A 26237-nucleotide genomic window follows, 5' to 3' on the forward strand; every position below is an offset into this window, starting at 1 on the left:
GCAAAACGCTCGGCTGGAGAACTCCAGCCGAGCGCCTGCGTGATCTACTGACGACCACATAGATCATCAGGTGTTGCGAGGACCCCAAGAATCCGCCGTGCGGCCGGGCCCCTTCGCGTTCCCCTGGACGAGGGGAGGAGCAGGTCGGCGCACGACGCCCGGAGGCGGCTCGGGGAGGGAACGGCCGCTCAAAGCGTTCCCGGCCCACCGCCCCCGGCGTCGTGCGCGAAGACCGCCGAACCGGTCGGCAGTCGTCCCGGGGCCCGCCGGAGCCCCGTCGGCGGCAGTGGTGGCCGCGCGGAGACACGTCGCCGTTCAACGTGTCGCCGCCCACCGAAAAGCTGCCGCACTACAAAAGGTAAGACGTATCAGGGGGTGCAAAGTTACGGGTCGGGAGTGTGAGTTGCCTCTCTCCACGCTCCGTGTGCGTTTGGTGCCCCGTGCATACCACATGCTCCACGGCGAGTGACCTCACCCTCCCCGCAGTGATGGCAACCCAGCGTGATAGGAATCGTCTCATTCCGGTACGGACCGCCCGCACCCTCAGCGGCGCGGCCGGGCGGGGAGGGAGTGCGCAGATGGCCAGGAACGTAGTCGTCACGGGCGGTGGCACCGGTATCGGTTACGAGGTGGCCCGCCGGTTCGCCCAGGCGGGGGAGCGGGTCGTCATCGTCGGCCGCCGACGGGCGGTGCTGGAACAGGCCGCGGCCGATCTCGGGCCCAATGTCACGCCGCTGGTCTGCGACCTGGCCGACCCGGATGCCGTGGAGGCGACGCTCGGTGACCTGCCCGCCCAGATCGACGTCCTGGTCAACAACGCCGGCAGCCGGGAGACCGTGATCGGGGCCGGGCCGCACGCGGTGCTGGCGCGCTGGCGCGGGGACTTCGAGCGCAACGTGCTGACCGTGGTGCTGCTCACCGAGTCGATCCGGGACCGGCTCACCCAGGGCACCGGCCGGGTGGTCACCGTCAGTTCGATCGCGGCGCTGCGCGGAGCCGGCTCGTACGGGGCCGCCAAGGCCTCGCTGCACGCCTGGAACCACTTCCTCGCCGCCCAGCTCGGCGCCTCCGGCATCACCGCCAACATCGTGGCCCCCGGCACCGTGTCGGGCACCGAGTTCTTCGGGCCGCGGCTGGACGAGGCGGAGGTGTCCCGGCGCGCGGCCCGTACGCTGCTCGGCCGGATCGGCGAGTCGGGCGAGGTCGCGGCGGCCGTCCACTTCCTGGCCTCGGCGGAGGCAGGGTTCATCACCGGCGAGATCCTGCACTGCAACGGTGGCGAGCTGCTCGGCCGCTGAGGGACACCGCTGCGGACGGCCCGGCGCGGACCGACAGGCACGGACCGTCCGGAGCCGGGCGGATCACGCCGGGGTGAAGTGGCGCAGGCGGAGGCTGTTGGTGACCACGAAGACCGAGGAGAAGGCCATCGTGGCGGCGGCCACCGTGGGGCCCAGCAGGCCGGCCGCGGCCAGCGGGATCGCGGCGACGTTGTAGGCGAAGGCCCAGAACAGGTTCGCCCGGATGGTGGCGAGGGTCCGGCGGGCGAGCCGGATCGCGTCGGCGGCCGCGCGGAGGTCGCCCCCGACCAGGGTCAGGTCGCTCGCCTGGATCGCCGCGTCCGTCCCGGTGCCCATGGCCAGGCCCAGATCGGCCCGGGCCAGCGCGGCGGCGTCGTTCACGCCGTCGCCGACCATCGCCACCGAACGGCCCTCGGCCTGGAGCCGCCGGATGACGGCGGCCTTGTCCTCGGGCAGTACCTCGGCGATCACGTCGGTGGCCGCGATGCCGACCTCGGACGCGACCGCCGCCGCAGCGGCCCGGTTGTCGCCGGTCAGCAGCACCGGGCGCAGCCCCAGCGCGCGCAGCCGGGCGACGGCCTCGGCGCTGGTGGGCCGGACGGTGTCGGCGACCACCAGGACGGCCCGGGTCGCGCCGTCCCAGCCGACCACGACGGCCGTCCGCCCGGCCGCCTCGGCCGCCGCCTTGGCCTCGGCGAGGCCGGGCGGCAGGTGCTGGGCCAGATCCGCCAGCAGGGCCTCGCGGCCCGCGACCACGGCGTGGCCGTCCACCGTGCCCCGGACACCCCGGCCCGGGATGTTCTCGAACCCCTCCACCGCGGGCAGCTCGCCGACCCGGGCCGCCGCCGCGGCGGCGACGGCGGCCGCGATGGGGTGCTCGGAGGCGTGCTCCAGGGCGCCGGCCAGGCGCAGCGCCTGCTCCTGCGGCACGTCGTCGACGGTGTGCACGGAGAGCAGCGCCATCCGCCCGGTGGTCACCGTGCCGGTCTTGTCCAGCACGACGGTGTCCACCCGCCGGGTGGTCTCCAGCACCTCCGGGCCCTTGATCAGGATGCCCAGCTGGGCGCCCCGGCCGGTGCCGACCAGCAGGGCGGTCGGGGTGGCCAGGCCGAGGGCGCACGGGCAGGCGATGATCAGCACGGCCACGGCGGCGGTGAACGCGGCGGCCGCGCCGTCGTCGGCGAGCAGACGGCCGACCAGGGTGGCCAGCGCGATCAGGATCACCACCGGGACGAAGACCGCCGAGATCCGGTCGGCCAGCCGCTGCGCCGCCGCCTTGCCGTTCTGCGCCTCCTCCACCAGCTTCGCCATCTGGGCGAGCCGGGTGTCGGCGCCGATCCGGGTCGCCTCGACCACCAGCCGGCCGCCCGCGTTGACCGTCCCGCCGGTCACCTGGTCGCCGACGGCGACCTCGACGGGTACGGACTCGCCGGTGAGCATCGAGGCGTCCACGGCGGAGCCGCCCTCGACCACGCGGCCGTCGGTGGCGATCTTCTCGCCGGGCCGGACCACGAAGTGCGCCCCGACGGCCAGCCGGGAGACCGGCAGCCGGGTCTCCCGGCCGTTCAGCAGGACGGTGGCGTCCTTGGCGCCCAGGTCGAGCAGTGCGTGCAGGGCGGTGCCCGCGCGGCGCTTGGCGCGGGCCTCCAGGTGGCGGCCGAGCAGGACCAGCGTGGTGACGGCGGCGGCGGTCTCCAGGTAGAGCATCGAGGAGGCGCTGCCGGCGGCGGCCGTGAGCGCGAACTCGTGCCTCATCCCGGTCATTCCGGCGTGCCCGAGGAAGAGCGCCCAGACGGACCAGCCGAAGGCGGCCAGGGTGCCCAGCGAGACCAGGGTGTCCATGGTGGCGGCGCCGTGCCGGAGGTTGCTCCAGGCGGCCCGGTGGAAGGGCAGGCCGCCGTAGGCCACCACCGGGCCGGTCAGCGCGAAGGCCAGCCACTGCCAGTTGTCGAACTGGAGCGCCGGGACCATCGAGAGCAGCACGACCGGGACGGTCAGCGCCGCGCTGATCCGCAGCCGCTCCAGCGCCGGGTCGGCCCCGGCTCCGGCGGTGGTGTCGGGCTCGGTGGTGTCGGGTTCGGGGGCCGGCGGCGGGGGGAGCTCGGCGGTGTAGCCGGTGCGTTCCACGGTGGCGATCAGGTCGGCGACGCCGACCCCCGGGCCGAAGTCCACCCGGGCCTTCGCGGTGGCGTAGTTGACCGTCGCCTCGACGCCGTCCAGCCGGTTGAGCTTCTTCTCGATCCGGGCGGCGCAGGAGGCACAGGTCATGCCCCCGATGGACAGCTCCACCCGCTCGCGCAGGGCGCCGGGGTCCGTGTCGGGGGTCGTGGTGCTCATGCTCTTCCGCTCCTCTGTGCGCTGCGTGCGGGGGCGCGCGGGCGGCGTGCGCCCCCGCACCGGGCTCAGGCCGTCCGGCCGACCAGCTCGTAGCCCGCCTCGTCGACGGCGCTGCGGACCTGGGCGTCGTCGATCGGGGACTGCGAGGAGATCGTCACGGTACCCGCCTTGGCGTCCGCCGCGACCTCGGTGACGCCGGGGATGCCCGAGACCTCGGAGCTGACCGACTTCTCGCAGTGCCCGCAGCTCATTCCGCTGACGGTGTAGGTGATGGTGCTGGACATCGGGGCCTCCGGATGGGTCCTGTCCCGGGTCGGGGCCCGGGCTTGTTTTCCTGCACAACGATGATACCCCCAAGGGGTATTCCGGCAGGGGTGGCGGGTGTTGCCGCACTCCCGTCGATAGCAGAGGGTATTGGTTCGGTCACCCGTTGCGCCGGTTGCCGCCGCGCGGGGGCGTGTCCCGGCGGCCCCGGCGGGCTCCGGATCGGTGTCAGGGGCGGAGCGCGGGCCTGCGACGTCCGATATGTTCGGTATGTGTTCCGGATCCGCCGCGCCCAGTCGCTCTCGGCCCCCAGAGCCAGCGGGCTCCCGCGGGCCCGGCGGGAGCGTGCGATCCTCGCCACCGATCTGCAGGACCTCCCCTGGTGGCGCCGGGCCGGGCCGGCCCTGCTGGCCATCCTGGTGATCTCGCTGGCCGACTTCCTCTCCGGCCGGGACAGGTACCTCGCCCCGCTGATGGTCGTGGTGCCGTCGATCGCCGCGCTCACCCTGCGGCCGGTGGAACTGCTGCTGGTCTGCCTGTTCGGCCTCGCCGCCCTGATCGGGCTCAGCCGGTACGACCAGGTGAGCGAGCTGCACGACGGCCGGTTCCTGTTCGGGGCGATGGCCAGCTACACGGCGCTGACGCTGTTCAGCGCCGTCCTCGCCCGGCTCCGGATGCGCCGCGCCGCCGCGTTCGCCGCCGTCAGCTCCGTCGCGGAGGCCGCACAGCGCGCGCTGCTCAGCCATCCGGGCCCCTCGGTCGGGCCGCTGCGGCTCGCCGTCCGCTACGTCTCGGCCGCCGACGCGGCCCGGATCGGCGGCGACCTGTACTCCGTCCTGGAGACCCCGCACGGGACGAGGGTGCTGGTCGGCGACGTCCGCGGCAAGGGGCTCGGCGCGGTGCAGACCGCCGCCGTGGTGCTCGGGGCCTTTCGCGAGGCGGCGTACGACGAGAACGGGCTGTACACGGTCGCCGACCGGATCGAGGCGAGCGTCGAGCGGCACGTGCCGGACGGCGAGTTCACCACCGCGCTGTTCGCCGAGTTCCGCCGGCCGGGCGCGGTCGAGCTGCTGCACTACGGGCACGTGCCGCCGATCCAGGTCAGCCGGGAGGGGCTGGTGACGGTACTGGAGGCCGCCGACCCGTGGGTGCCGCTCGGCCTCGGCCGGCTCGCCACCGGCCGCCCGCAGAGCATGGACCTGCCGTTCGGCGCGGACGACGTCCTGGTGCTCTGCACCGACGGCGTCGTGGAGGCCCGGCACCACCGCTCGGGCGAGTTCTACCCGCTCGCCGAGCGGGCCGGCCCGCTGGTCCGGGACGCGGCCCGCTCGGCGGCCGAGCTGGAGTCGGCCGTCGGGCGGCTGTTCGACGACCTGTTGGCGCACACCGGCGGCGAGCTGGGCGACGACGCCCTGCTGCTGCTCATCACCCGGACCGACCGGGACCGCGCGCGGCTCTGAGCCTGCCGGGCGGGCCGGACGGTACGGACGCGGCGCTACGTCAGCCGGGCGAGCCGGACGGGCCGGACGCGGCGGTGACCCGGGCCAGGGCCTGGAACAGCAGCTCGGTGGAGGCCGCCCCCGGGTCCGGATGTCCGATGCTGCGCGGCCCCAGGTAGGAGGCCCGGCCCTTGCGGGCCTGGAGCGGGACGGTGTCGCGGACGCCCTGGGCGGCGGCCTCGGCAGCCGCCGAGGCAGCGGCGGCCAGGGTGGCGTCCGGCTGGCCGAAGGCGGCCAGCGCGGGCGTCCAGGCGTCGACGACGGTCTTGTCGCCCGGCTCGGCCGCGCCCAGCTTCCGGATCGCCGCCAACCCGGCCGCCAGCGCGGCGGCGAACTCCGCCCGGTCGGCGCGCTCGCCGGGCAGCGCCGCGCCCATCGCCCGGAAGGCGCTCCCGTACAGCGGGCCCGAGGCACCGCCCACCTTGGAGATCAGCGTGGTGCCGGTCCTGGTCAGAACGGCTCCGACGGAGGCCGGGGTCAGGTCGTCGAGCGCGGCCAGCACGGCCGTGAAGCCCCGGCGCAGGTTGCTGCCGTGGTCGCCGTCGCCGATCGCGGAGTCGAGCTCGGTCAGGCGGCCCTCCTGCTGTTCGACCGCGGCGGCGATCTCGCGGACCCAGGCGAGGGCGAGCGGGATGTCGACGGTGTCGTGCATCCGGAGCTCCTTTCAGGACCAGGTCAGGGCGGCGGTCGTGACGGGGGCGTCCCACAGGTCCAGCAGGTCCGGGTCGGCCTTGGTGAGGGTGAGCGAGAAACCGGCCATGTCCAGACTGGTGACGTAGTTGCCGACCAGGTTGCGGGCGATCCGGATGCCGCGCTCGGCCAGCCGGGCGTGCACCTCGCCGTACACCACGTACAGCTCCAGCAGCGGCGTGCCGCCGAGCCCGTTGACCAGGGCGATCACCTCGTCGCCCGCCGCCAGGTCGTGGTCGGCCAGGATGGTGTCGACCACCTCGGCCACCAGCTCCCGGGCCGGGCGCAGCGCCTCCCGGCGGCGGCCGGGCTCGCCGTGGATGCCGACGCCGACCTCGATCTCGTCCTCGGGCAGGTCGAAACCCGGCTTGCCCGCCGCCGGTACGGTCGCGGCGGTCAGCGCGATCGCGAAGGACCGGGACGCGGCGTTGACGCGCTCGCCGAGCGCCGCCACCTCGGCCAGGCCGGCGCCGCGTCCGGCCAGTGCGCCGACCGCCTTCTCGACCACGACGGTCGCGCCGGTGCCCCGGCGCCCGGCCGTCCAGGTCGAGTCCTCCACGGCGACGTCGTCGTCGACCAGGACGGTGCGGACCTCGATGCCCTCCTCGGCGGCCAGCTCGGCGGCGAGGCCGAAGTTCATCACGTCGCCGGTGTAGTTCTTCACCACCAGGAGCACGCCCGCGCCGCTGTCCACGGCCCGCGCGGCGGCGAGCACCTGGTCCGGTACGGGCGAGGTGAAGACCTCGCCCGGGCAGGCCGCGTCGAGCATCCCCGGGCCGACGAACCCGCCGTGCAGCGGCTCGTGGCCGGAGCCGCCGCCGGAGACCACCGCCACCTTGGGGGCGGCCGGGCGAGAGCCTCTGACGATCACCCGGTTGTCGAGGTCCACCGTCAACTCGGGGTGCGCGGCGGCGAATCCGGCCAGCGCGTCGGCGAGCACGGTGTCCGGAGTATTGATCAGCTTCTTCAAGGCGGGCTCCTTCGTCAGCTCTTGCAGGCGACGTTACGCCGAGCCCCGCTCTAAGGTCGTGAGCATGGCAGAACATGTTGGCATCGTCCTCGTCTCGCACAGCGCCGCGATGGCGGCCGGACTCCGGGAGCTGCTGCTCGAACTCGGTTCCGGGAGCGTCCCCGTGCTGCTCGCCGGAGGCACCGAGGACGGCGGGCTCGGGACGAGTTACGACCTGATCGTGCGGGCGGTCGCGGCAGCGGACCGTGGCGCCGGCGTGGTGGTGCTGCCGGACCTGGGCAGCTCGGTGCTCACCGCGCGGACCGCGCTGGAGGACCACCCCCGCGAGGACGTGGTGCTGGTGGACGCCCCCTTCGTGGAGGGCGCGGTCGCGGCGGTCGTCACCGCCTCGGCCGGGGCCGGCCTGGCGGCGGTGGTCGGCGCAGCCGAAGGGGCCCGGGACTTCCGCAAGTTGTGACGGTGCAACGTGCGCAAACGGGTAACCCGAGCAGGGGCGCGGGGAACTGCGCGATCAACCGTGCACCACCGTTGCTCCCGCTTCGCGCAGTCTCCGCGCCCCCAGGGGGGCACCCCGTCCCGAACGGTCAACCCGTGCCCCCCGGGGGGGCTATTTCGCGTCGGCGTAGCACCCCACCACCGCGGTGCTGAGCGGAAAGCGGACGGGGGTGTCGCCGAAGACCAGGGCCCGGGCCTCGTCGCCGGCGGCGGCGACCGCCGCGGAGACCTGGTCGGCGAGGTTGGCGGGGGTGTGGACGACGACCTCGTCGTGCTGGAAGAAGACCAGGTGCGGGCGGTCCGGGCCGGACTCCAGGGCGGTGAGCCGCCGCCGCAGGCCGGCCAGGAGGGCGAGAGCCCAGTCGGCGCCGCTGGCCTGGATGACGAAGTTGCGGGTGAAGCGTCCACGTGCCCGGGCCGAGCGCCCGCCCGCCTCGCCGGAGGTCTCCGGGGCCTCCGTCAGGTCGAGCCACTCGTCGGACGGCGGCGGGCAGGCCCGGCCCAGCCGGGAGTGCACGATGCCGCCGTCCTCGCCGGTGCGGGCGGCCGCCTCGACGTAGCCCATCGCCGTCGGGTACTGGCGGCGCAGGGTGGCCAGCAGCGGGCCGATGTCGCCGCTGGTCTGGCCGTACATCGCGCCGAGCAGGCCGAGCTTGGCCTTCTCCCGGTCGCCCTGGAAGGCGTGGGCGGCCAGGGCCGCGTACAGGTCGCCCTCGGCGGCCGTCCGGGCCAGGCCCGCGTCCTGGGAGAGGGCGGCCAGGACGCGTGGTTCGAGCTGGGCGGCGTCGGCGACCACCAGGGACCAGCCCGGGTCGGCGACCACCGCGCCGCGCAGGATGCGCGGGATCTGCAGCGCCCCGCCGCCCCGGCTGGCCCAGCGGCCGGAGACCACGCCGCCGACCACGTACTCGGGGCGGAACCGGCCGCCGCGCGCCCAGGTGTCCTGCCAGGCCCAGCCGTGGGCGGCGTGGATCCGGGACAGCTCCTTGTAGCGGATCATCAGCCGGGCGGCCGGGTGGTCGACCTTCTCCAGCTCCCAGGAGCGGGTGGATTCCAGCCGGATGCCCTGGTCGGCGAAGGCGCGCAGCACCTGGGTGTGCGAGTCGGGGTTGAACGGGCGGGAGCCGAGCGCCTGTTGCAGCTCGGCCGTGAGGTCGGCGAGCAGCCTGGGCTGGGTGCCCGGTACCTGCGGGCGCGGGCCGAGCAGGTCGGTGAGCAGCCGGTCGTGCAGATCGGCCCGCCAGGGCAGCCCGTCGTAGGTGATCTCGGTGGCGAGCAGGGCGCCCGCCGACTCGGCGGCGATCAGCAGCCGGAAGCGGTACCGGGCCGCCTCGTCCTCGATCGCCAGGAGCCGGCGCTGCTGGTCGGCGTGGACGGCGACCACCGCCGCCAGCGGGTCGGTGCCGGGCGGGAGTTGCAGCCGGTCGGGGGCGAAGAGGCTGTCCTGGTCGTCCGCCGTGCCGCTGTCCGCCAGGTCGGCGGGGACGGGCAGCCGGTGCAACCGGGCCCAGGCGGCGCCGAGCGAACGCGGACTGCCCCAGTGGCCCTCGTGCCCGAGCAGCAGCGCCTCGGTCAGCCGCAGGTCGTGGCAGCGGGCCACCCGCAGCGGCAGCAGCGGCGCGTAGGCGCTGTCGGCGGCGGCCCAGACCCAGCGCGGGCCCTCCGCGCGTTCGTGCCGCGTGACGGCGGCGGCCAGATCCGGGGCGTGGACGGGCGCGCCGAGGGCGCTGCCGTCGTCGGCGAGCGGCTGGAGACGGCCGCCCGGACCGTGCTGGTCGGGTACCAGGGCCATGCGGGGTGCCACGGGCGGTTCTTCTCTCGGAGGCGGATCGGACGTGAGTTCGTCCGACGGTAGCGCTCCGCACCGACAATCGCGCGGACCCGGGGCCGGGGCGCGGCCGAGCCCGCCCGGCAGGGCCGCCGGGGCGGCTTGCCGAGGCCGTCTGCCGCCCGGTCCTGACACCCAATAGGCTCGGAAGAATGAGTGACAACCCCTTCTTCGCCGCCAGCACCCTGGTCCACGAACTGCCGCCGTTCGCCGAGATCCGGGAGGAGCACTACCTGCCCGCCTTCGAACGCGGTATGGCCGACCAACTCGCCGAGATCGCGGCCATCGTGGCCGACCCCGAGGCGCCGACCTTCGACAACACCGTGGTCGCCCTGGAGCGGTCGGGTGCGCTGCTGGGGCGCGTCCGGCTGGTCTTCGAGAACCAGGACGCCTCCGACAACACCCCGGCCGTCCAGGAACTGAGCGCGCGGATCAGCCCCCGGCTCGCCGCGCACCGCGATGCGATCCACCTCGACGCCGCGCTCTACGCCCGGGTCAGCGCCCTGTACGAGGCCCGCGACACGCTGGGGCTCGACCCGCAGGACCTGCGCCTGCTGGAGCGGCACCACCTGCGGTTCGTCCGGGCCGGCGCCCGGCTGTCGGCGGCGGACCAGGACCGGCTGCGCGAGATCAACGCCCAGCTCGCCACGGACGCCACGGCCTTCCAGCAGAACGTGCTCGCCGCCAGCAGGGCCGGCGCCGTCGTGCTGGACAGTGCCGAGCAGCTCGACGGCCTGTCCGCCGACGCGGTCGCGGCGGCCGCCGAGAACGGCCGGGTGCTGGGCCACCCGGGCAAGTACGTCCTGAACCTGAAGAACACCTCGCACCAGTCCGAGCTGAGCCGGCTCACCGACCGCGGGCTGCGCGCCCGGCTGCTGGCGGCCTCCGTCGACCGCGCCGCCGACACCAACGGCCCGCTGGCCATCCGGCTGGCCGGGCTGCGTGCCGAGCGGGCCGCCCTGTTCGGCTACCCGAACCACGCCGCGTACGTGGTCGCCGACGAGACCGCCGGGACGGTCGAGGCCGTGGACACCATGCTGGCAGGCCTGGTCCCCGCCGCCGTCGCCAACGCCGAGCGGGAGGCCGCCCGGCTGGCCGAGGCCGCTGCGGCGGACGGCGTCACCGGGATCGCCGCGCACGACTGGGCGTACTATTCGGAGCGGGTCCGGCAGAGCGCCTACGACCTGGACGCGGCCTCGCTGCGCCCGTACTTCGAGCTGGAGCGGGTGCTGCGGGACGGTGTGTTCTTCGCCGCCGGGCTCGCCTACGGGCTGACCTTCACCGAGCGGCCCGACCTGCTCGGGTACCACCCGGACGCCCGGGTCTTCGAGGTGTTCGAGGCTGACGGCACCCCGATCGGGCTCTTCCTCGGCGACTTCCACGCCCGCGACTCGAAGATCGGCGGGGCCTGGATGAACGAACTGGTCCACCAGTCCGGGCTGTTGGGCCAGCTTCCGGTGGTGGTCAACAACCTCAACATCCCCAGGCCGCCCGCCGGGGAGCCGGTGCTGCTCATCTGGGACGAGGTGCGCACGCTCTTCCACGAGTTCGGGCACGCGCTGCACGGGCTGTTCTCGGACGTCCGCTACCCGTTCTTCGCGGGGACCGAGGTGCCCCGGGACTTCGTGGAGTTCCCGTCCCAGGTGAACGAGATGTGGATGACCTGGCCCGAGGTGCTCGCCAACTACGCCCGGCACCACGTGACCGGCAAGCCGCTGCCGGAAGAGGTGGTCCGGAAGATGGCCGCCGCTGAGAAGTTCGGCGAGGGCTTCAAGACGGTCGAGTACCTGGCCGCCGCGCTGCTCGACTGGGCCTGGCACACCGTCCCGGCCGGGCAGGAGATCGCCGACGCCCGGGAGTTCGAGGCGGCGGCGCTGGCCGCGGCCGGGCTGGCGGTGCCGGCGATCCCGCCGCGCTACCGCAGCACGTACTTCACCCACGTCTTCGCGAACGACTACAGCGCCGGGTACTACGCCTACATCTGGTCCGAGGTGCTGGACGCCGACACCGTCGAGTGGTTCCGGGGCAACGGCCGCACGGTGCGCGAGAGCGGCGGGGTGTTCCGCGCCGAACTGCTCTCCCGGGGCGGCAGCGTCGACGCGCTCGACTGCTTCCGTGCGGTGGTCGGGCGCGACCCGGAGATCGCGCCGCTGCTCGCCCGGCGCGGGCTGGCCGGGGTCTGACGGGTGCCCGGTCGCTCGGCAGCGCGGGCCGGGCCGCGCTGCCGAGCGGGTCGTCAGGTCAGGTCGTCAGGTCAGGCCGTCAGAGCGGTTCATCAGACCGGGTCGTCAGGCCGGGACGATCGAGAACGACCCGTTGCTGATCCCGGTCTCGGTGTACTGGCCGCTGTCGATGGCCTGCGGGTTGTAGGCGTCGAAGATGCTGCCGTTCACCACGACGTTGGAGAAGTCCAGGCTGTCGAACGAGGGGTAGCTCTGGCTCGGGGACTCGATCACGGCCTCCGCGCTGACGTTCTGCGCGCGGATGGACTTCTGGACGGTCCTGGTCCAGCCCCGGGAGTTGTCGGTGAGCTTCAGGGTGTAGCTGGTGCCGCCGGTGTAGACGACCGAGGCGGTGAACCTGTCGCCCGCGCCCACCGGGTTGCTGAAGAACACCGGCGGGGCCGGGTACATCTCGTACCAGCCGGAGTAGACCGGCGAGCCGCTGGAGCAGTCCACCTGGACGCCGGTCTGCTCGACGGTCTGCGAGCCGTAGCCGTCGATGCCGACCCACGGGGCGAACAGGTCGTTGTAGCTGTTGCACTGGACGTCGGGCATCGTCCAGGAGCCGGAGATCGACCGGAAGCCGCGGCCCTGGGCGACGTAGCCGCCCCAGACGCCGCCGGCGTAGCCGCGCGGCGAGCCGTAGGTGTGCGCGGCGCCGTAGCCGTGGGTGGCGGCGGAGGCGGACCCGGGGAAGGCCAGCGCGGCGCCGGAGAGGGTGAGTACCGCGGCGAGGGCGAGCCGGCCGGTGCGGGCGAGGGACATGAAGGACTCCTTGTGGGGGGTGGGATCCTGAGCGGTCCGGGTGGTCGAGAGGTGGGGTCGACCAGCGGGCCGGAGCTCCAAGGCTGCTGGTGACCTGGGCCGTTCGGAAGGCGTACGGGGGGTCAGGAACCCGACATGGCGGAAACATGTCATGCGATCAAAGCCTTGATTTCCGGACAGCGGTGCCGCACAGTCTGGACTCGTCAGGGATTGAGGAGGAGGCCCGTGCCGGGTACAGGCAGGTTCGCCGGGCTGGGCCTGGGCAGTACCGAGGAGGAGGTTTACCTCCACCTGCTCAGCACCTCGGGCGGCTCCGTCCAGCAGCTCGGCTCCCGGCTCGGGCTGACCCCTGAGCAGGTCGTCGACGCACTGGAGGGGCTGTCCGGCAACGGGCTGGTCGACTGCCCGCCCGGGCAGCCCCCGGTCTGGAGCGCCGTCCCGCCCGACGTGGCGCTGGAGGAGCTGCTGCTCCGGCGGGAGATCGAACTGCGCCGGGCCCGGGGCCGGATCGCCGAGCTGGTCCGGACGTACCGGCGCGGCCGTCCGGACTCCGGGGCGGGCGAGCTGGTGGAGGTGATCACCGGGCGGGAGTCCATCGCGGAGCTGTGGCGCACCCTCCAGCTCGGCGTCCGGAAGCAGTTGCTGATCCTGGACCGGCAGCCCCACATCCGCCGGAGCGATCCGGAGACCGAACTCGCCGTGCTGAGACGGGGAGTGTCCGTGCGGGTGGTGTACGAGAGCCGGGTGCTGCGGGAGCCGGAGCGGCTGGCCGAGATCCGGACCTTCGTCCACGCGGGGGAGCAGGCCCGGGTGCTCCCCGGGCTGCCGCTCAAACTGGCCCTGGTGGACGACCGGTGGGCGCTGCTCCCGGTCAGCGCAGGGAGCGAGCTGCAGAGCGTACTGCTGGTCCGCCCCTCCTCGCTGCTGGACGCGCTGTTCGGGATGTTCGAGCTCTACTGGTCGCAAGCCGTGCGGATGCCCACGGCGGACTCCGGCGCCGCGCCGGTGGACCGGCACCGGCAGCTGCTGGCACTGCTCGCGGCCGGGCTGACGGACGAGAGCATCGCCCGCCAGATGGGCGTCTCGCCCCGGACGGTGCAGCGCTGGGTCCGTGAGCTGATGGACCGCTTCGGCGCGCGGACCCGCTTCCAGGCGGGCATCCAGGCGGCCAGGGCCGACCTGCTCTAGCGCTGCGCCGCGCGGGGCGGGTGGGTGCGGCGCCGTCGCCGCCGGCGCGCCCGGTCAGCGCGGGCTCAGGGTCAGCGTCACATGGCGGCCGGGTGGCAGCAGTACGCGGGCCGATCCGGCCCGGTCGCCGCGTGGTTGGTCGAGGTCGACCGCGTAGGGCCGCGCGCCGCCGACGGCCAGCCGCGCGCCGTGGGGGTACGCGGTGCCCGGGACGACCAGGTCCGTCCAGCCGTCGCCCGTGGTGAAGGCCGCCGAGTAGACGCCGCCCGCATAGGACTCGGTGGCGGGCGTACCGGCGACCGCGGCGGCGTACGGGGCGAAGGCGGGTTCGTCGCCGGGCGCGGGCCGCCCGTCCGGGCCCAGCCCGCAGTAGCCGCCGCTGCCCTGGCACCAGTACCACATCGTCCACGCGGTGGCGAAGCCGGACATCGCCGCGACCTGCCGCCGCACCAGCTCGGTGTTGCCCGGGGTGCGGGAGTCCGGCGGCCCCCACTCGCCGACCAGTACGGGCAGGTGGCCGGCCTGCGGGTAGGCGGTGATGGCGGCGGTGTAGTGGTCGACGAAGCCGTCGGACGGGTCCCAGTCCTGGCCCGCCTCGACCGCGGTGTCGTAGAAGTGCGGCGCGTAGCCCAGCCGGGCGGCGCCGGGCCGGGGGTCGGTGAAGGCGGGCAGCCGGGTCGGCACTCCCTCGCCGACCAGCACGGTCGGCTCGACGAACAGCCAGGAGCGGCTGTCCACCCCGCGGACGGCCGCGATCAGCCGCTGGTACATCGCGGGCAGCCGGCCCTGTTCGAGCTCAGCGGAGGCGGCGGCCAGGACGGCGGGGTCGGACGGGTCGCCGTCGATCGGCCCGGACGGCTCGTTGAACAGGTCGTAGCCCAGCAGCGAGCGGTGGCCGCGCAGTTCACGGGCGATCCGGGTGTAGAAGTCCGCCTGCCACTGCCGCAGGTCCGGGTCGTCGTAGAGGTGGCGGAAGGCGGCCTGCACGGCGGGCTGGAAGTACCCGGCGAACCAGTCGTCCGGGTCGGGGACGAACGGGAGGCCTTCGTCGCGGGTGGCCCACTCGGGGATGCCCCGGTCTCCGCCGCCGTACTTCGGCCCGTACACGTCCTGGTGGAAGTCGACGACGGCGAGCAGCCCGTACCGGTCCGCCCAGCCCAGCACCCTTTGGAGCTTGGCCAGTTCGCCCTGGTCGTAGTGGTCGCGGGCGGGCTCCAGCCGGGCCCAGGAGATCGCCACCCGGACGAGGGTGAACCCGTGCCCGGCGATCGACCTGACGTCGGCCTCGGTGGTCTCGTCGTACTTGTCGATGTTGAAGCCGCGCAGTTGGAGCGCGCGGCCGAGGGGGTCGGCGAGGACCGTCCGGCCGTCCGGGGCGGTCGTGCTGCCGGTCGGGAAGTCGGCGTACCGGTAGCCGCTCGCGGCCTGGGCCGGGGTGCTGCTCAGCAGGGCGGCGGCGGCCAGGGACAGGGCGACGGCGGTTCGGCGGACACGCACGGTGCACCTCGCGAAGCGGCGGGGGAGTGGTGAGCGCCGATCCTGCCGCACCGCCCTGCGCTACACAAGAGGTGAGTCAGGCTCATGTTCGCTCGACCCCACGGCCGGTGGCGCGGCCGGCGGCGGGGGCGTGATCGCCTGCGGCAGCTCGGCCGCCGCCGCCAGCCGGCCCCAGAGCAGGTCGGCCAGGGCCTGCACCATCCGTGCGCGCGGGCAGGGGCGCTGGTCCAGCCACCAGTCGCCGGCCGCCAGCACCATGCCGGTGATCGCCCGGCCCCAAGTCTCGGAGATCAGCGGGCTGTCCGCGCCCAGGTCCACCTGGGCCTGCACGGCTCGGGTGATCTCCTCGGCGATCTGCCGCAGCGCGGGCGCGAGGGCGTTGCCGGCCCCGGTCGGGTCGCCCGCCTCCGGGTGGGTGAGCAGCCGGTACACCTGCGGGCGGGCCTCGATGCCGGCCAGGTACGTGTCGAGCACCCGCTCGACCAGGTCGCGCCGCTCCAGCGGTTCGGCGAGCGCGGCCCGTACGGCGGTGAGCAGGCCCGAGGTGTGGCGTTCCGTCAGGGCGCGGATCAGGCCGTTCCGGTCGCCGAAGTGCCGGTACAGGATGGGCTTGGTGATGCCCGCCTCGGCGGCGATCGCGTTCATGCTCGCGCCCGGCCCCTCGCGCTGGACGACCCGGTCGGCGGCGTTGAGCAACTGCTCGCGGCGGGGCTCGCCGGTGGCGGGGGTGGCTGGGGCGGACACGGTGGTGCTCCTTGCTGCGAGAGGCCGGAGGGGCGTTTGGAGGCGGTCGGCGGACGTTGACATGCCTGACCTATCAGTAGCAGACTCGCCAGGTGTTACCGAAGGTAACACCCCTGTGGCGTGGGCGGTCGTGCCCGCCCGGACCCCCTGACCGGAGGCATCCACCATGAGCACCTTCTCCCTCGACCCGGGCGCGGACCAGCTCGCCGTGCGCGACTGGCTGCACGGCTTCGCGGCCGACGTGATGCGGCCCGCCGCCGCCGAGTGGGACGAGCGCGAGGAGACCCCCTGGCCGATCATCCAGGAGGCCGCGAAGATCGGCATCTACTCGCCGGACTTCTACGCCCAGCAGTACTTCGACCCCTCCGGCGTCGGCATCCCGATCGCCATGGAGGAGCTGTTCTGGGGCGACGCCGGCCTCGGCCTCGCCATCGTCGGGACCACGCTGGCCGCCGTCGCGGTGCTCGCCAACGGCACCGACGAGCAGATCGGCACCTGGGCGCCGCAGATGTTCGGCACCCCGGACGACGTCAAGCTCGCCGCCTTCTGCTCCTCCGAGCCGGACGCCGGATCGGACGTCTCCGCGCTGCGCACCCGGGCGGTGTACGACGAGGCCAAGGACGAGTGGGTGCTGAACGGCACCAAGACCTGGGCGACCAACGGCGGCATCGCCTCGGTGCACGTGGTGGTGGCGACGGTCGACCCGGCGCTCGGCGCGCGCGGCCAGGCCTCCTTCGTCGTGCCGCCCGGCACGCCGGGCCTGTCCCAGGGGCAGAAGTTCAAGAAACACGGCATCCGCGCCTCGCACACCGCCGAGGTCGTCCTCGACGGCGTCCGGCTGCCCGGCAGCTGCCTGCTCGGCGGAAAGCCGAAGCTCGACGAGCGCCTCGCCCGCGCCCGCGAGGGTGCCCGCAAGGGCACCGGCAAGAACGCCGCGATGGCCACCTTCGAGGCCTCCCGCCCGGCCGTCGGCGCGCAGGCGATCGGCATCGCCCGGGCCGCGTACGAGGTCGCACTCGACTACGCGAAGACCCGGGTGCAGTTCGGCCGCCCGATCATCGACAACCAGGGCATCGCCTTCACCCTGGCGGACATGAAGACCCGGATCGACGCCTCGCGACTGCTGGTCTGGCGGGCCTCCTGGATGGCCGCCACCAACCAGCCGTTCACCTCGGCGGAGGGCTCGATGTCCAAGCTGTACGCGGGCGAGACCGCGAAATGGGTGACCTCGCAGGCGATGCAGATCCTCGGCGGCAACGGCTACACCCGTGAGTACCCGGTGGAGCGGATGCACCGGGACAGCGCGATCTACACCATCTTCGAAGGGACCAGCGAGATCCAGCGCCTGGTCATCGCCCGGAGCATCTCGGGGCTGCCGATCCGCTAGGAGCACCCCGAGGGGCAGTGCGAGCGGCTGCCGGGGCGAAGGTCGCCCGACGCGGCGCTAGCGGCTGAACCAGAAGGCGAGCCCCGCGGAGACCGCGCCGACCAGCGCGCCGACGACGGTCTGGGCGGGAGTGTGGTCCCGCAGCACCACGCGGGACCACGCGATCGCCACCACCAGCGGGTACGCCAGCAGCCACCACGGCCCGAGCGCGACGGCCAGGCAGGCGATGGCGCCACTGGCCACGGCGGTGTGCACGGAGACCTTCCACCAGACCGTGATCACCATGATCGGGACCAGCGCGGCGAACATCGCCACCACCATCGCGGTCATGTCGGCGGGCGCACCGGCCCAGACCATCACCCCGAGGCTGGTCAGCACCGACAGCATGATGAACGGGATCACCACCAGGCGCCGCTTCCGCTGCCCGACGTGGCGGTCCTCCCAACGGCCCTGCCGCATCCCGCGCTTGATGAACCAGGTCGGCAGGACGGCCGCGAAGAGGACGGCGAACAGCCCCCAGCCCAGCCCGGTCGGGCCGTAGCGCAGCGTACCGAGCAGTGGCAGCAGCGCGATGATCACGTTCTTCGGTTCCACGCCGTCGGTCACCCGCCGGGCCCAGACGGTCTCGGCGGCGGTGCTGCTCATCGGGCGTACTCCAGGGGTGCGGGCGGGGCGGGCGGGGCGGACCAGGTGAACCAGGCGGACCGGGCGATCCTAGTGCCTGGGCCGGTCAGAACCGGGGCTCGCGGCGCTCCAGGAAGGCCGCCAGGCCCTCCCGGACGTCGGGTGCCTCGCGGGACTTCCGCTCCCACGGTGCCACCGCCGCGGCCGCGTCCTCCGGTGGTCCGGCCAGCGCGGCCTTGACCGCGCCGATGGTCTGCGGGGAGCGCCGGGCCAGCAGGCGGGCGAACTCCAGCGCGCGGGCGTGCGTCGCGCCGCCTTCGACCACCTCGTCCACCAGCCCGAACAGCTCGGCCCGCCGGGCGGTCACCAACTCCCCGGAGAACAAAAGGTACTTGGCGCGGGCCGGCCCGACCAGCCGGGCCAGTCGCAGGGTCGGGACGGCCGGGTAGACCACGCCGAGCTTGGCCGGGGTGATGCCCAGCCGGGCGTCCTCGGAGGCGATCCGCAGGTCGCAGGCGGCGGCCAACTGGCAACCGCCGCCCACACAGAAGCCCGTCACCACCGCGATGGTCGGGCGCGGGAAGGCGGCCAGCGCCTCCTCCGCCGCGACGTTGTCGGCGTGGTAGGCATCGGCCCGCTGCGGGTCCGCGTACACGTCGGCCAACTCCGTGATGTCCGCACCCGCGCTGAACGTGCCGCCTGCTCCCGTCAGCAGCAGGGCCCGGACGTCCGCCCGCGCCGCGAGCTGCTCCAGTATCCGGGGGATGCCCCGCCACATCGCGAGGGTGACGGCGTTCCGGCGCTCCGGCCGGTCCAGTACGAGGACGGCGACGCCGCCGTCCTCCACGGTCAGCCGCAGGCCGTCCACCCCGGTGTCGACGAGCTGGGGCATGGTCTCTCCTCCGGATCCGCCGAATCTGGCCTCAGCCTTCCACAGCGGACTCCTCGGGCACCACGGCGGTGACTGTGATCTCCACCAACTGCCCGGTGTAGCCGAGGCAGGCGACACCGAGCAGGGTCGAGGTGTGCGGGCCGGAGGTCAGCCCGGAGGCCCTCACCTCGTCCCACACCTCGGAGAGCGGACCCGGCTCGGCGGCGACCACGTACACCGTGCTCGCGACCACCAGCGGCAGGGCGCTGCCGACGGCGTGCAGAGCGGTCTCCAGGTTCGCCAGCGCCTGGCGGGTCTGGAGGAGGTGGTCGCCCGGGCCCACCAGGCGGCCTTCGGCGTCCAGCGGCACCGCCCCCGCCAGGAAGGCCAGCCGCTCACCCGCCCCGACCACGGCGGCGTGCGCGTAGCCGGGCGGGGGGAACAGGGCGGGGACGGTACGGTGTTCGGCCATCAGGGTTCCCCTCGGATCGGCTGTCGACGGCCGATCCTGTCCGGTCGGGCGGCCGCTGTCACGGGGTTTTCCACTCGTGGGCCAGCAGGGACCAGACCTCGTAGTCGTGCCGGACGCCGTTGTAGAGGGAGTACTCCCGCAGGACGCCGTCCAGGTGCATGCCCATCCGCTGGGCGACGGCGCGGCTCCGGGCGTTCCGGCTGCTGCTGTACCACTCCACACGGTGCATTCCGCGTTCCACCAGCGCGTAGTCGATCAGGTGCCGGACGGCGGCGCTGATCAGGCCGCGTCCCTCGCCGGCCGCCTCCGCCCAGACGCCGATCTCGCAGTTGCCGCCGGCGGCGTCGAAGCGCACGAACATCACTCCGCCGACCAGGGTGCCCGCGTCCCAGATACCGAAGATCCGGCCGGTGTCGGTCGCCTGCCTGTCCGCGTACCCCTGGAGCGTGGCCCGGGCGGACGCCAGATCGGAGGAGCGCGTGGCCCAGGGGATCCAGGGGTCGACGTTCGGCCGGGCCCGCTCGATGTGGGTCAGGAACTCCTCGGCCTGCCACGGTTCGAGCGGGCGCAGCTCGGCGTCGTCGGCGAGCGGAATCGCGTACACGGGGCCTCCGTAGGCAGTCGTGGGTACGGTACATAACAAACGTTTGGTAGGTACCATAACGCGCATGACGCCCGCCCGTGGAGACCATGACGCCCGCCGGACCGAGGTCTCCGAAGCGGTCTGGCAGGTGCTGGCCGAACGCGGCTTCGGCGGGCTCACCCTGCGCGCGGTCGCCGCCAGGATGGGGGCCAGCACCGGGCTGCTCACGCACTACTTCCCGAACAAGCGGGCGCTGGTGGCGTACGCGCTGGACGTGCTGGACCGGCGGTCCGCGCAGCGGCCGCGCCCGGCGGCCGAGGCGGCTGGGGCGGCGGGGGTGGCTGGGGCGCCTGGGGCGGCTGGGAGTGCCGCAGCGGGTGTGGTGCCGGGGGCTGATGGTGCTGCTCCGGCTGGTGGTGCGGTTCCGTCTGGTGGTGCAGGTGGTGCAGGTGGTGCAGGTGGTGCAGGTGGTACGGAGCTGGCGATGCTGCGGGCCGTACTGCTCGACATCCTGCCGCTGACGCCCGCCGGCGTGGCCGGCAACCGGATCTGGGTCGGCTCCTGGGACGTGGCGCTGGCCGATCCGGAGCTCGCCGCCGAGCATGCGGAGCGGTACCGACGTGCGCGCGAACGGATTACCGCGCTGGTCGCCGACGCGCAGCGGGCCGGGGGACTGCCCTGCGAGCGGCCGGCCGAGGAGCTGGCGGCGGCGGCGCAGAGCTTCGTCCTCGGCCTGGTCGTCCAGGCGCTCTTCGCACCGCAGGAGTTCCCCCCGGAGCGGCAGACGGCTCTGCTGGACGCCTACCTCGGTGGGGCCTGAGAGGCCTGGGGCCCTGCGGGGCCCAGCGGGCTCTTCGGGGGCCTGGCGGAGCCGGGGCCGACGGGTGGGGTGCGGCCCGTGGGGGCGTGGTGGCAGGTGGTGCCCCCAGCAGGATTCGAACCTGCGACCTACCGCTTAGAAGGCGGGTGCTCTATCCGCTGAGCTATGGGGGCGTGACAGGCATCCGCCCGGGAGGGCGTCGGCCGGTTGCGGACGGGGTGGCGAACCCCTGCTCCTGTCCGCGACAGGATGTTCCGGGACAGGATAAGGGGGGCTGGACACTCCCCCGGGTCTTCAGGCGTCGTGCCGGGTGTGTCGGCCTTGGTGGAGCGGTCCGATAATCGCAGGTAGAGGCTGGCCGTGCAGCGGTCTGACGCGTTCTGACGCTGGACGTTGTGCAGTCGTTACGGGGCTGTCGCCCCTCCCGTTATGGATTCGGTGCGGACAATGCCCCGGCGCGCGCAGCGGGTGGGGGCGGGTTTTGCTTCCGTCGGTCGGATGACGTGGACCGATGCGTCCGATGCCCACCCGTTCGGGGGTCGGACGGGCTGGCCGAGCGGGCAGCCCCGGGATACCCGGGGGCGGTGCCGCGAGCGGTGACATAAGTTGTCATGACCTCGAAAGATCTGCGGTCCCAGTGGGGCGATTTCCGAATCGGATTCACTCCGGAGAGTGACATCGGTTATCCACATGCGGGAGTTGTCCACAGGAATCCGGAAGGAACTGGCAGCGAATTCCCAGGATGGGTCACTCTTCTCGCATTGGCGATTCCACTCGGTGATTTCCGATGGGCGGAGGCGTTCCGTGAACGAGACTTTGGTAACCATCGTCGGCAATGTCGCTTCGGCGGTGAGCTATGCGCAAACCTCGGCCGGGGTCCCGGTGGCGAACTTCCGAATGGCGGCCACCGAGCGTCGGTACGACCGGGGTAAGGGCGACTGGGTGGACGGTGACACGAACTGGGTCACGGTGGTGGCGTGGCGTTGGCTGGCGACCAATCTGGTGAGTTCGGTGAACAAGGGCGATCCGGTCGTGGTGAGCGGCCGACTCCGGGTCAGGGAGTGGGGTGAGGAGGACAAGCGCCGCAGCGTGGTGGAGATCGACGCCAGGGTGGTCGGCCACGACCTGGCGCGCGGCACCTCGGCGTTCCGGTGGGCCGTCCAGGCCAAACCCGAGCTGGTGGCGGGGCGTTCGGCCCGCGAGGAGGTGCCCGCGCTCCCGTCGGCCGTCGCCGTGCCGGCGGTCGCTCCGGTGGAACAGGCGGTGCCCGACTGGATCGTGGCGGCGGTGGAGGCGAGGCGCGCCGCCGAGTCGGCCGATGTGGTGATGGGGGAGGTGGTGCGGGAGACGGTTCGCGAGGGCATTGCGTGTACTGACCGTGTCACTGCCACTTGAGAGCGAAGAGTTGCCCGACGGCGACACTTCCGGGTGGGAAGTGTGCAGTGCGGCGGCCGTTCTTGATTCCTGATGAGATTCTGTTGAGCCGTCAACTCATCCGATCGCTCAGCTCCTTGATAACGATATAGATACGGAACCGTTCTGGGCTGGTGGGGAGGTTTGCGGACGTCCGGGGCTCAATATGATGCGTCTGGTTCACACAAGTGCAGCAGTGCCGCACAGGGCGCACTGCTTTGCAAGGCGGGCTGCCATCGGCACGGCCCAGCCCGGAGGGATCTTTCATGTTCCACAAGCAGGGGCGGGCTCTCTCCCGCATAGCTACTGTCATGCTCACGTCCAGCCTGGCCGTGGGCGGTGGGCTCCTGACGGTGGGTCCGGCCTCCGCCGCGACTCCGCTCGGCTCCGGGGTGACGGCACGTCTCCTCCCCGGCATGAGCCACGGCGAGTCCGTCAGCTACGGCGCCCCTGGGCACCAGGCGGCCGGCGAGGCGGGCCTCTTCGCCATCCAGGCCTCGGACGGCAGCGAGCTTCCCGTCTACTGCATCGACCTCCTCAACCACACGCGTGAGGATGCGAAGTACCAGGAGACCGACTGGGGCTCCAGCTCGCTGGCCGGCACGGCCGGCTCGAAGATCAAGTGGATCCTGGAGCACTCCTACCCCAGCGTCAGCCCGCAGCAGATCGCCTCCGACGCCGCCGCCAAGGGCGCCCAGCTCGACGGTCTGACGGCGGACGAGGCCGCCGCGGGCACCCAGGTCGCGGTCTGGTCGTTCTCCGACCCGAACGTCCCGGTGAACCAGGACGACCCGAAGGCCGCGAAGCTCACCCAGTACCTCATCGACCAGGCCAAGGGGGCCACCGACGAGGAGCCGAAGGCCACCATCGCCCTGACCCCGGGCTCGGTCTCCGGCAAGAGCGGCGACCGGCTCGGCCCGATCACCGTCGACACCACCGCCGCGACGGTCGCCCTCGGCCTCGACCCGGTGGCGGACAAGGCCGGTGTGGTCCTCACCGACGCGGCCGGCAACGTCGTCAAGAGCGTCAAGGGCGGCGCGACGATCTTCGCCAAGACCCCGGCGGGCGCGGCGGCCGGGACGGGCACCATCACCGCCACCAGCTCGGCCGAGATCCCGCTGGGCCGGGTCTTCACCGGTGCCGACGGCGACGGCAACCACAGCCAGACCCTCATCCTGGCCGGCGCCAAGTCGGTCTCGGTCTCCGCCACGGCGACCGTCACCTGGGCCCCGACCGGCCCGATCCCGGCCGTCACCGCCAAGGTCGACTGCGCTCAGGGCGCGGTCGTGGTGACCGCCACCAACAACGGCGACCAGGACTTCGTCTTCACCCTGGCCGGCCAGACCGTCACGGTGAAGCCCAAGAGCACCCAGACCGTGCCCGTCAAGGTGGCAGAGGGCCAGAAGTACGACATCGTCGTGACCGGCCCGCACGGCTTCAAGCAGGAGTTCGCCTCCGTCCTGAACTGCAAGACCACCAGCAGCACCGGCACCCCGACCCCCACCCCGACCGCCGGTCACGGCGTCACCCCCACCCCGACCGGCACGGGCACCCCCGCGGGCGGCCTGGCCTTCACCGGCGGCGGCGGTGAGACCCCGATGCTCGCCGGGATCGCCGGTGCGCTGGTGCTCGCCGGTGGCGCCTCGGTCTTCGCCCTGCGCCGTCGCGGCCGCCACAGCCGCACCAGCAGCTGACACCGCAGCCGTACCGGCGGCTGAACCTCAGCCGTACCGGCGGTCGGCACCGGAGCAGTCCGGGCTGACGTCCACCGACGTTCCCGGGCAGTACCGGGCAGTACCGAGCAGTACCGACCGGCTCCGTCCCCTTCGATGGGGGCGGAGCCGGTCGGCCTTCGGCCAGGCTCCGTTGACCGAGGCCGCTGCCCGGATCCGCTGCGCGCCCGTATCTCGCAGCTCAGGGCGCCTGTCGACGGCCGGTTCGGGAGGTGCGGCCCAGTGCGGCACAATGGAAAGGTTGCAACCCGAATACTCCCGACGACGCCGGAGCGATCTCACGTGGCGGAATTCATCTACACCATGCGCAAGGTGCGCAAGGCACACGGCGACAAGGTCATCCTTGACGACGTGACGCTCAACTTCCTCCCCGGGGCGAAGATCGGCGTCGTCGGCCCCAACGGCGCCGGCAAGTCCACCGTGCTGAAGATGATGGCCGGTCTGGAGCAGCCCTCGAACGGTGAGGCCTACCTCTCGCCCGGTTTCAGCGTCGGCATGCTCCTCCAGGAGCCCCCGCTCGACGAGACCAAGACGGTCCTGGAGAACGTCCAGGACGGCGTCAAGGAGGTCAAGGGCCAGCTCGACCGGTTCAACGAGATCGCCGAGCTGATGGCGACCGACTACTCGGACGAGCTGCTCGACGAGATGGGCCGGCTTCAGGAGAAGCTGGACCACGCCAACGCCTGGGACCTCGACGCCCAGCTGGAGCAGGCCATGGACGCCCTGGGCTGCCCGCCCGGCGACTGGCCCGTCACCAGCCTGTCCGGTGGTGAGCGCCGCCGCGTGGCCCTCTGCAAGCTGCTGCTGGAGGCCCCCGACCTCCTGCTCCTCGACGAGCCCACCAACCACCTCGACGCCGAGTCGGTGAACTGGCTGGAGCAGCACCTCGCCAAGTACACCGGCACCGTTGTCGCGGTCACCCACGACCGGTACTTCCTGGACCACGTCGCCGAGTGGATCCTCGAACTCGACCGCGGCCGCGCGTACCCGTACGAGGGCAACTACTCGACCTACCTGGAGACCAAGCAGTCGCGTCTCAAGGTCGAGGGCCAGAAGGACCAGAAGCGCGCCAAGCGCCTCAAGGAAGAGCTGGAGTGGGTCCGCTCCAACGCCAAGGGCCGCCAGGCCAAGTCGAAGGCCCGCCTCGCCCGGTACGAGGAGATGGCGGCCGAGGCCGACAAGATGCGGAAGCTGGACTTCGAGGAGATCCAGATCCCGCCGGGCCCGCGCCTGGGCAACATCGTGGTCGAGGTCAACAACCTCTCCAAGGCGTTCGGCGAGAAGATCCTCATCGACGACCTCAGCTTCACCCTGCCGCGCAACGGCATCGTGGGTGTCATCGGCCCGAACGGCGCCGGCAAGACCACCCTGTTCAAGATGCTGCTCGGCGAGGAGACCCCGGACAGCGGCAGCATCAAGGTCGGCGACACGGTCAAGACCAGCTACGTCGACCAGAGCCGCGCCAACATCGACCCGCAGAAGTCGCTGTGGGCCGTGGTCTCGGACGAGCTGGACTGGATCAACGTCGGCCAGGTCGAGATGCCCTCGCGGGCGTACGTCTCCGCCTTCGGCTTCAAGGGTCCGGACCAGCAGAAGCGGGCCGGCATCCTCTCCGGCGGTGAGCGCAACCGCCTGAACCTGGCGCTGACCCTGAAGCAGGGTGGAAACCTCCTGCTCCTCGACGAGCCCACCAACGACCTCGACGTCGAGACGCTCTCCTCGCTGGAGAACGCCCTGCTGGAGTTCCCGGGCTGCGCCGTGGTCATCTCGCACGACCGTTGGTTCCTGGACCGGGTGGCCACCCACATCCTCGCCTACGAAGGCGAGAGCAAGTGGTTCTGGTTCGAGGGCAACTTCGACTCGTACGAGAAGAACAAGATCGACCGGCTGGGCGCCGACGCCGCCCGTCCGCACCGGGCCACCTACAAGAAGCTGACCCGAGGCTGACCTCCGGGTCGCAGGGCGGGCGCAACGTCCGCGCAACAACGGCCCGGCAGACTGACCTGTGAGGGTGGTCTGCCGGGCCGCCGCCGGTCGCCCCCGAGGGGCCGGCGGGTAATCCAGAGCTTGAGGAGAACGTTCGTGGCACGCCACATATACGCCTGCCCCCTGCGGTGGTCCGACATGGACGCCTTCGGGCACGTCAACAACGTGGTCTTCCTGCGCTACCTGGAGGAGGCCCGGATCGACTTCATGTTCACCCAGGCCACCGCCGCCGGTGCCGGGGAGTTCGCGGGCGGCTCGGTGGTGGCCCGCCACGAGATCGACTACAAGCGTCCGCTGGTGCACCGGCCCACGCCGGTGACCATCGAGACCTGGGTCACCAAGATCGGCGGAGCCTCGCTCACCGTCTCCTACGAGATCAAGGACACCGCCGAGGACGGCACCGAGACGGTCTACGTCCGGGCGTCCACCGTGGTCGTCCCCTACGACCTGGCCGAGGGCCGGCCGCGGCGGATCAGCGCGGTGGAGAAGGAGTTCCTCAGCCGGTTCACGGACGAGCTGCCGGTTCCCGTCCCCGTCGGCTGAGCCCCGTC

At 72.9% G+C, this 26237-nt stretch carries 23 protein-coding genes and 1 tRNA gene; 11 read left to right on the forward strand and 13 right to left on the reverse strand.

The window, feature by feature from the left end; genetic code table 11:
- Positions 1 to 578 precede the first annotated feature (578 nt).
- Positions 579 to 1298, forward strand: coding sequence for an SDR family NAD(P)-dependent oxidoreductase (locus ABD330_RS11920; RefSeq protein ID WP_344463851.1), 720 nt, complete (start codon positions 579 to 581; stop codon positions 1296 to 1298).
- Between the two features lie 63 nt (positions 1299 to 1361).
- Here ABD330_RS11920 and ABD330_RS11925 read toward each other — a convergent pair whose 3' ends face one another.
- Both ABD330_RS11925 and ABD330_RS11930 read right to left on the reverse strand, forming a co-directional pair.
- The gene (locus tag ABD330_RS11925; protein WP_344463853.1) at positions 1362 to 3635 is read right to left on the reverse strand and encodes a heavy metal translocating P-type ATPase; all 2274 of its coding nucleotides are present in this window, start codon (positions 3633 to 3635) and stop codon (positions 1362 to 1364) included.
- A gap of 65 nt (positions 3636 to 3700) precedes the next feature.
- Positions 3701 to 3919: a heavy-metal-associated domain-containing protein gene (locus ABD330_RS11930; protein WP_344463855.1), complete on the reverse strand. Its 219-nt coding sequence runs from the start codon at positions 3917 to 3919 to the stop codon at positions 3701 to 3703.
- Positions 3920 to 4171: 252 nt separating this feature from the next.
- On the opposite strand from ABD330_RS11930, the gene ABD330_RS11935 reads away from it, so the two are divergent.
- On the forward strand, positions 4172 to 5359 hold the full coding sequence (locus ABD330_RS11935) for a PP2C family protein-serine/threonine phosphatase (protein WP_344463857.1): 1188 nt from the start codon (positions 4172 to 4174) through the stop codon (positions 5357 to 5359).
- Between the two features lie 40 nt (positions 5360 to 5399).
- Here the strand turns inward: ABD330_RS11935 and dhaL are convergent, their stop codons facing one another.
- Both dhaL and dhaK read right to left on the reverse strand, forming a co-directional pair.
- A complete protein-coding gene (dhaL, locus tag ABD330_RS11940) occupies positions 5400 to 6050 on the reverse strand; it encodes a dihydroxyacetone kinase subunit DhaL (RefSeq protein ID WP_344463859.1) in 651 nt (216 codons plus the stop codon).
- Between the two features lie 12 nt (positions 6051 to 6062).
- Positions 6063 to 7058: a dihydroxyacetone kinase subunit DhaK gene (dhaK, locus tag ABD330_RS11945; protein WP_344463861.1), complete on the reverse strand. Its 996-nt coding sequence runs from the start codon at positions 7056 to 7058 to the stop codon at positions 6063 to 6065.
- A gap of 58 nt (positions 7059 to 7116) precedes the next feature.
- Between dhaK and dhaM the strand changes: the two genes are divergently transcribed.
- The gene (gene dhaM, locus ABD330_RS11950) at positions 7117 to 7515 is read left to right on the forward strand and encodes a dihydroxyacetone kinase phosphoryl donor subunit DhaM (protein ID WP_344463863.1); all 399 of its coding nucleotides are present in this window, start codon (positions 7117 to 7119) and stop codon (positions 7513 to 7515) included.
- 150 nt (positions 7516 to 7665) lie between these two features.
- Here the strand turns inward: dhaM and ABD330_RS11955 are convergent, their stop codons facing one another.
- Positions 7666 to 9345 carry a bifunctional 3'-5' exonuclease/DNA polymerase gene (locus tag ABD330_RS11955; protein WP_344464143.1) on the reverse strand — a complete coding sequence of 560 codons (1680 nt, stop codon included), beginning with the start codon at positions 9343 to 9345 and terminating at the stop codon, positions 7666 to 7668.
- A 188-nt stretch (positions 9346 to 9533) separates the two neighbouring features.
- Between ABD330_RS11955 and ABD330_RS11960 the strand changes: the two genes are divergently transcribed.
- Positions 9534 to 11564, forward strand: a complete 2031-nt coding sequence (locus ABD330_RS11960) for a M3 family metallopeptidase (protein ID WP_344463865.1) — start codon at positions 9534 to 9536, stop codon at positions 11562 to 11564.
- A gap of 105 nt (positions 11565 to 11669) precedes the next feature.
- Here the strand turns inward: ABD330_RS11960 and ABD330_RS11965 are convergent, their stop codons facing one another.
- Positions 11670 to 12368, reverse strand: coding sequence for a G1 family glutamic endopeptidase (locus ABD330_RS11965; protein ID WP_344463867.1), 699 nt, complete (start codon positions 12366 to 12368; stop codon positions 11670 to 11672).
- A 225-nt stretch (positions 12369 to 12593) separates the two neighbouring features.
- On the opposite strand from ABD330_RS11965, the gene ABD330_RS11970 reads away from it, so the two are divergent.
- Complete coding sequence (locus ABD330_RS11970; protein WP_344463869.1) at positions 12594 to 13556, forward strand: helix-turn-helix domain-containing protein; 963 nt, start codon at positions 12594 to 12596, stop codon at positions 13554 to 13556.
- A 54-nt stretch (positions 13557 to 13610) separates the two neighbouring features.
- On the opposite strand, the gene ABD330_RS11975 is transcribed toward ABD330_RS11970, so the two are convergent.
- A complete protein-coding gene (locus ABD330_RS11975) occupies positions 13611 to 15053 on the reverse strand; it encodes a glycoside hydrolase family 5 protein (protein WP_344463871.1) in 1443 nt (480 codons plus the stop codon).
- A 60-nt stretch (positions 15054 to 15113) separates the two neighbouring features.
- Positions 15114 to 15860 carry a TetR/AcrR family transcriptional regulator gene (locus ABD330_RS11980; protein WP_425555509.1) on the reverse strand — a complete coding sequence of 249 codons (747 nt, stop codon included), beginning with the start codon at positions 15858 to 15860 and terminating at the stop codon, positions 15114 to 15116.
- Between the two features lie 103 nt (positions 15861 to 15963).
- Between ABD330_RS11980 and ABD330_RS11985 the strand changes: the two genes are divergently transcribed.
- Positions 15964 to 17184 (forward strand): acyl-CoA dehydrogenase family protein, encoded by a 1221-nt coding sequence (locus tag ABD330_RS11985; RefSeq protein WP_344463875.1) that lies wholly within the window; start codon positions 15964 to 15966, stop codon positions 17182 to 17184.
- 57 nt (positions 17185 to 17241) lie between these two features.
- Here the strand turns inward: ABD330_RS11985 and ABD330_RS11990 are convergent, their stop codons facing one another.
- The 4 genes from ABD330_RS11990 to ABD330_RS12005 form a co-directional block, all read right to left on the reverse strand.
- A complete protein-coding gene (locus ABD330_RS11990; protein WP_344463877.1) occupies positions 17242 to 17829 on the reverse strand; it encodes a phosphatase PAP2 family protein in 588 nt (195 codons plus the stop codon).
- An 85-nt stretch (positions 17830 to 17914) separates the two neighbouring features.
- Positions 17915 to 18700, reverse strand: coding sequence for an enoyl-CoA hydratase/isomerase family protein (locus tag ABD330_RS11995; RefSeq protein WP_344463879.1), 786 nt, complete (start codon positions 18698 to 18700; stop codon positions 17915 to 17917).
- 31 nt (positions 18701 to 18731) lie between these two features.
- Positions 18732 to 19151: a RidA family protein gene (locus ABD330_RS12000; protein ID WP_344463881.1), complete on the reverse strand. Its 420-nt coding sequence runs from the start codon at positions 19149 to 19151 to the stop codon at positions 18732 to 18734.
- 58 nt (positions 19152 to 19209) lie between these two features.
- A complete protein-coding gene (locus ABD330_RS12005) occupies positions 19210 to 19755 on the reverse strand; it encodes a GNAT family N-acetyltransferase (RefSeq protein ID WP_344463883.1) in 546 nt (181 codons plus the stop codon).
- Between the two features lie 64 nt (positions 19756 to 19819).
- Here ABD330_RS12005 and ABD330_RS12010 point away from each other — a divergent pair, with 64 nt between their 5' ends.
- A complete protein-coding gene (locus ABD330_RS12010; protein WP_344463885.1) occupies positions 19820 to 20554 on the forward strand; it encodes a TetR/AcrR family transcriptional regulator in 735 nt (244 codons plus the stop codon).
- A 97-nt stretch (positions 20555 to 20651) separates the two neighbouring features.
- Here the strand turns inward: ABD330_RS12010 and ABD330_RS12015 are convergent.
- A tRNA-Arg gene (locus ABD330_RS12015) sits at positions 20652 to 20727 on the reverse strand.
- A gap of 631 nt (positions 20728 to 21358) precedes the next feature.
- Between ABD330_RS12015 and ABD330_RS12020 the strand changes: the two genes are divergently transcribed.
- From ABD330_RS12020 to ABD330_RS12035, 4 genes are all read left to right on the forward strand, one after another.
- Positions 21359 to 21949, forward strand: coding sequence for a single-stranded DNA-binding protein (locus ABD330_RS12020; RefSeq protein WP_344463887.1), 591 nt, complete (start codon positions 21359 to 21361; stop codon positions 21947 to 21949).
- 329 nt (positions 21950 to 22278) lie between these two features.
- Entirely contained in the window at positions 22279 to 23661 is a 1383-nt protein-coding gene (locus ABD330_RS12025) for a Cys-Gln thioester bond-forming surface protein (RefSeq protein WP_344463889.1), read from the forward strand.
- A 321-nt stretch (positions 23662 to 23982) separates the two neighbouring features.
- Positions 23983 to 25647 (forward strand): energy-dependent translational throttle protein EttA, encoded by a 1665-nt coding sequence (gene ettA / locus ABD330_RS12030; RefSeq protein WP_344463891.1) that lies wholly within the window; start codon positions 23983 to 23985, stop codon positions 25645 to 25647.
- 135 nt (positions 25648 to 25782) lie between these two features.
- Positions 25783 to 26229, forward strand: coding sequence for an acyl-CoA thioesterase (locus ABD330_RS12035; RefSeq protein WP_344463893.1), 447 nt, complete (start codon positions 25783 to 25785; stop codon positions 26227 to 26229).
- The last annotated feature ends 8 nt before the right edge of the window (positions 26230 to 26237 follow it).

Source organism: Kitasatospora kazusensis, assembly GCF_039529945.1.
In the GTDB taxonomy this organism is placed as follows: domain Bacteria; phylum Actinomycetota; class Actinomycetes; order Streptomycetales; family Streptomycetaceae; genus Kitasatospora; species Kitasatospora kazusensis.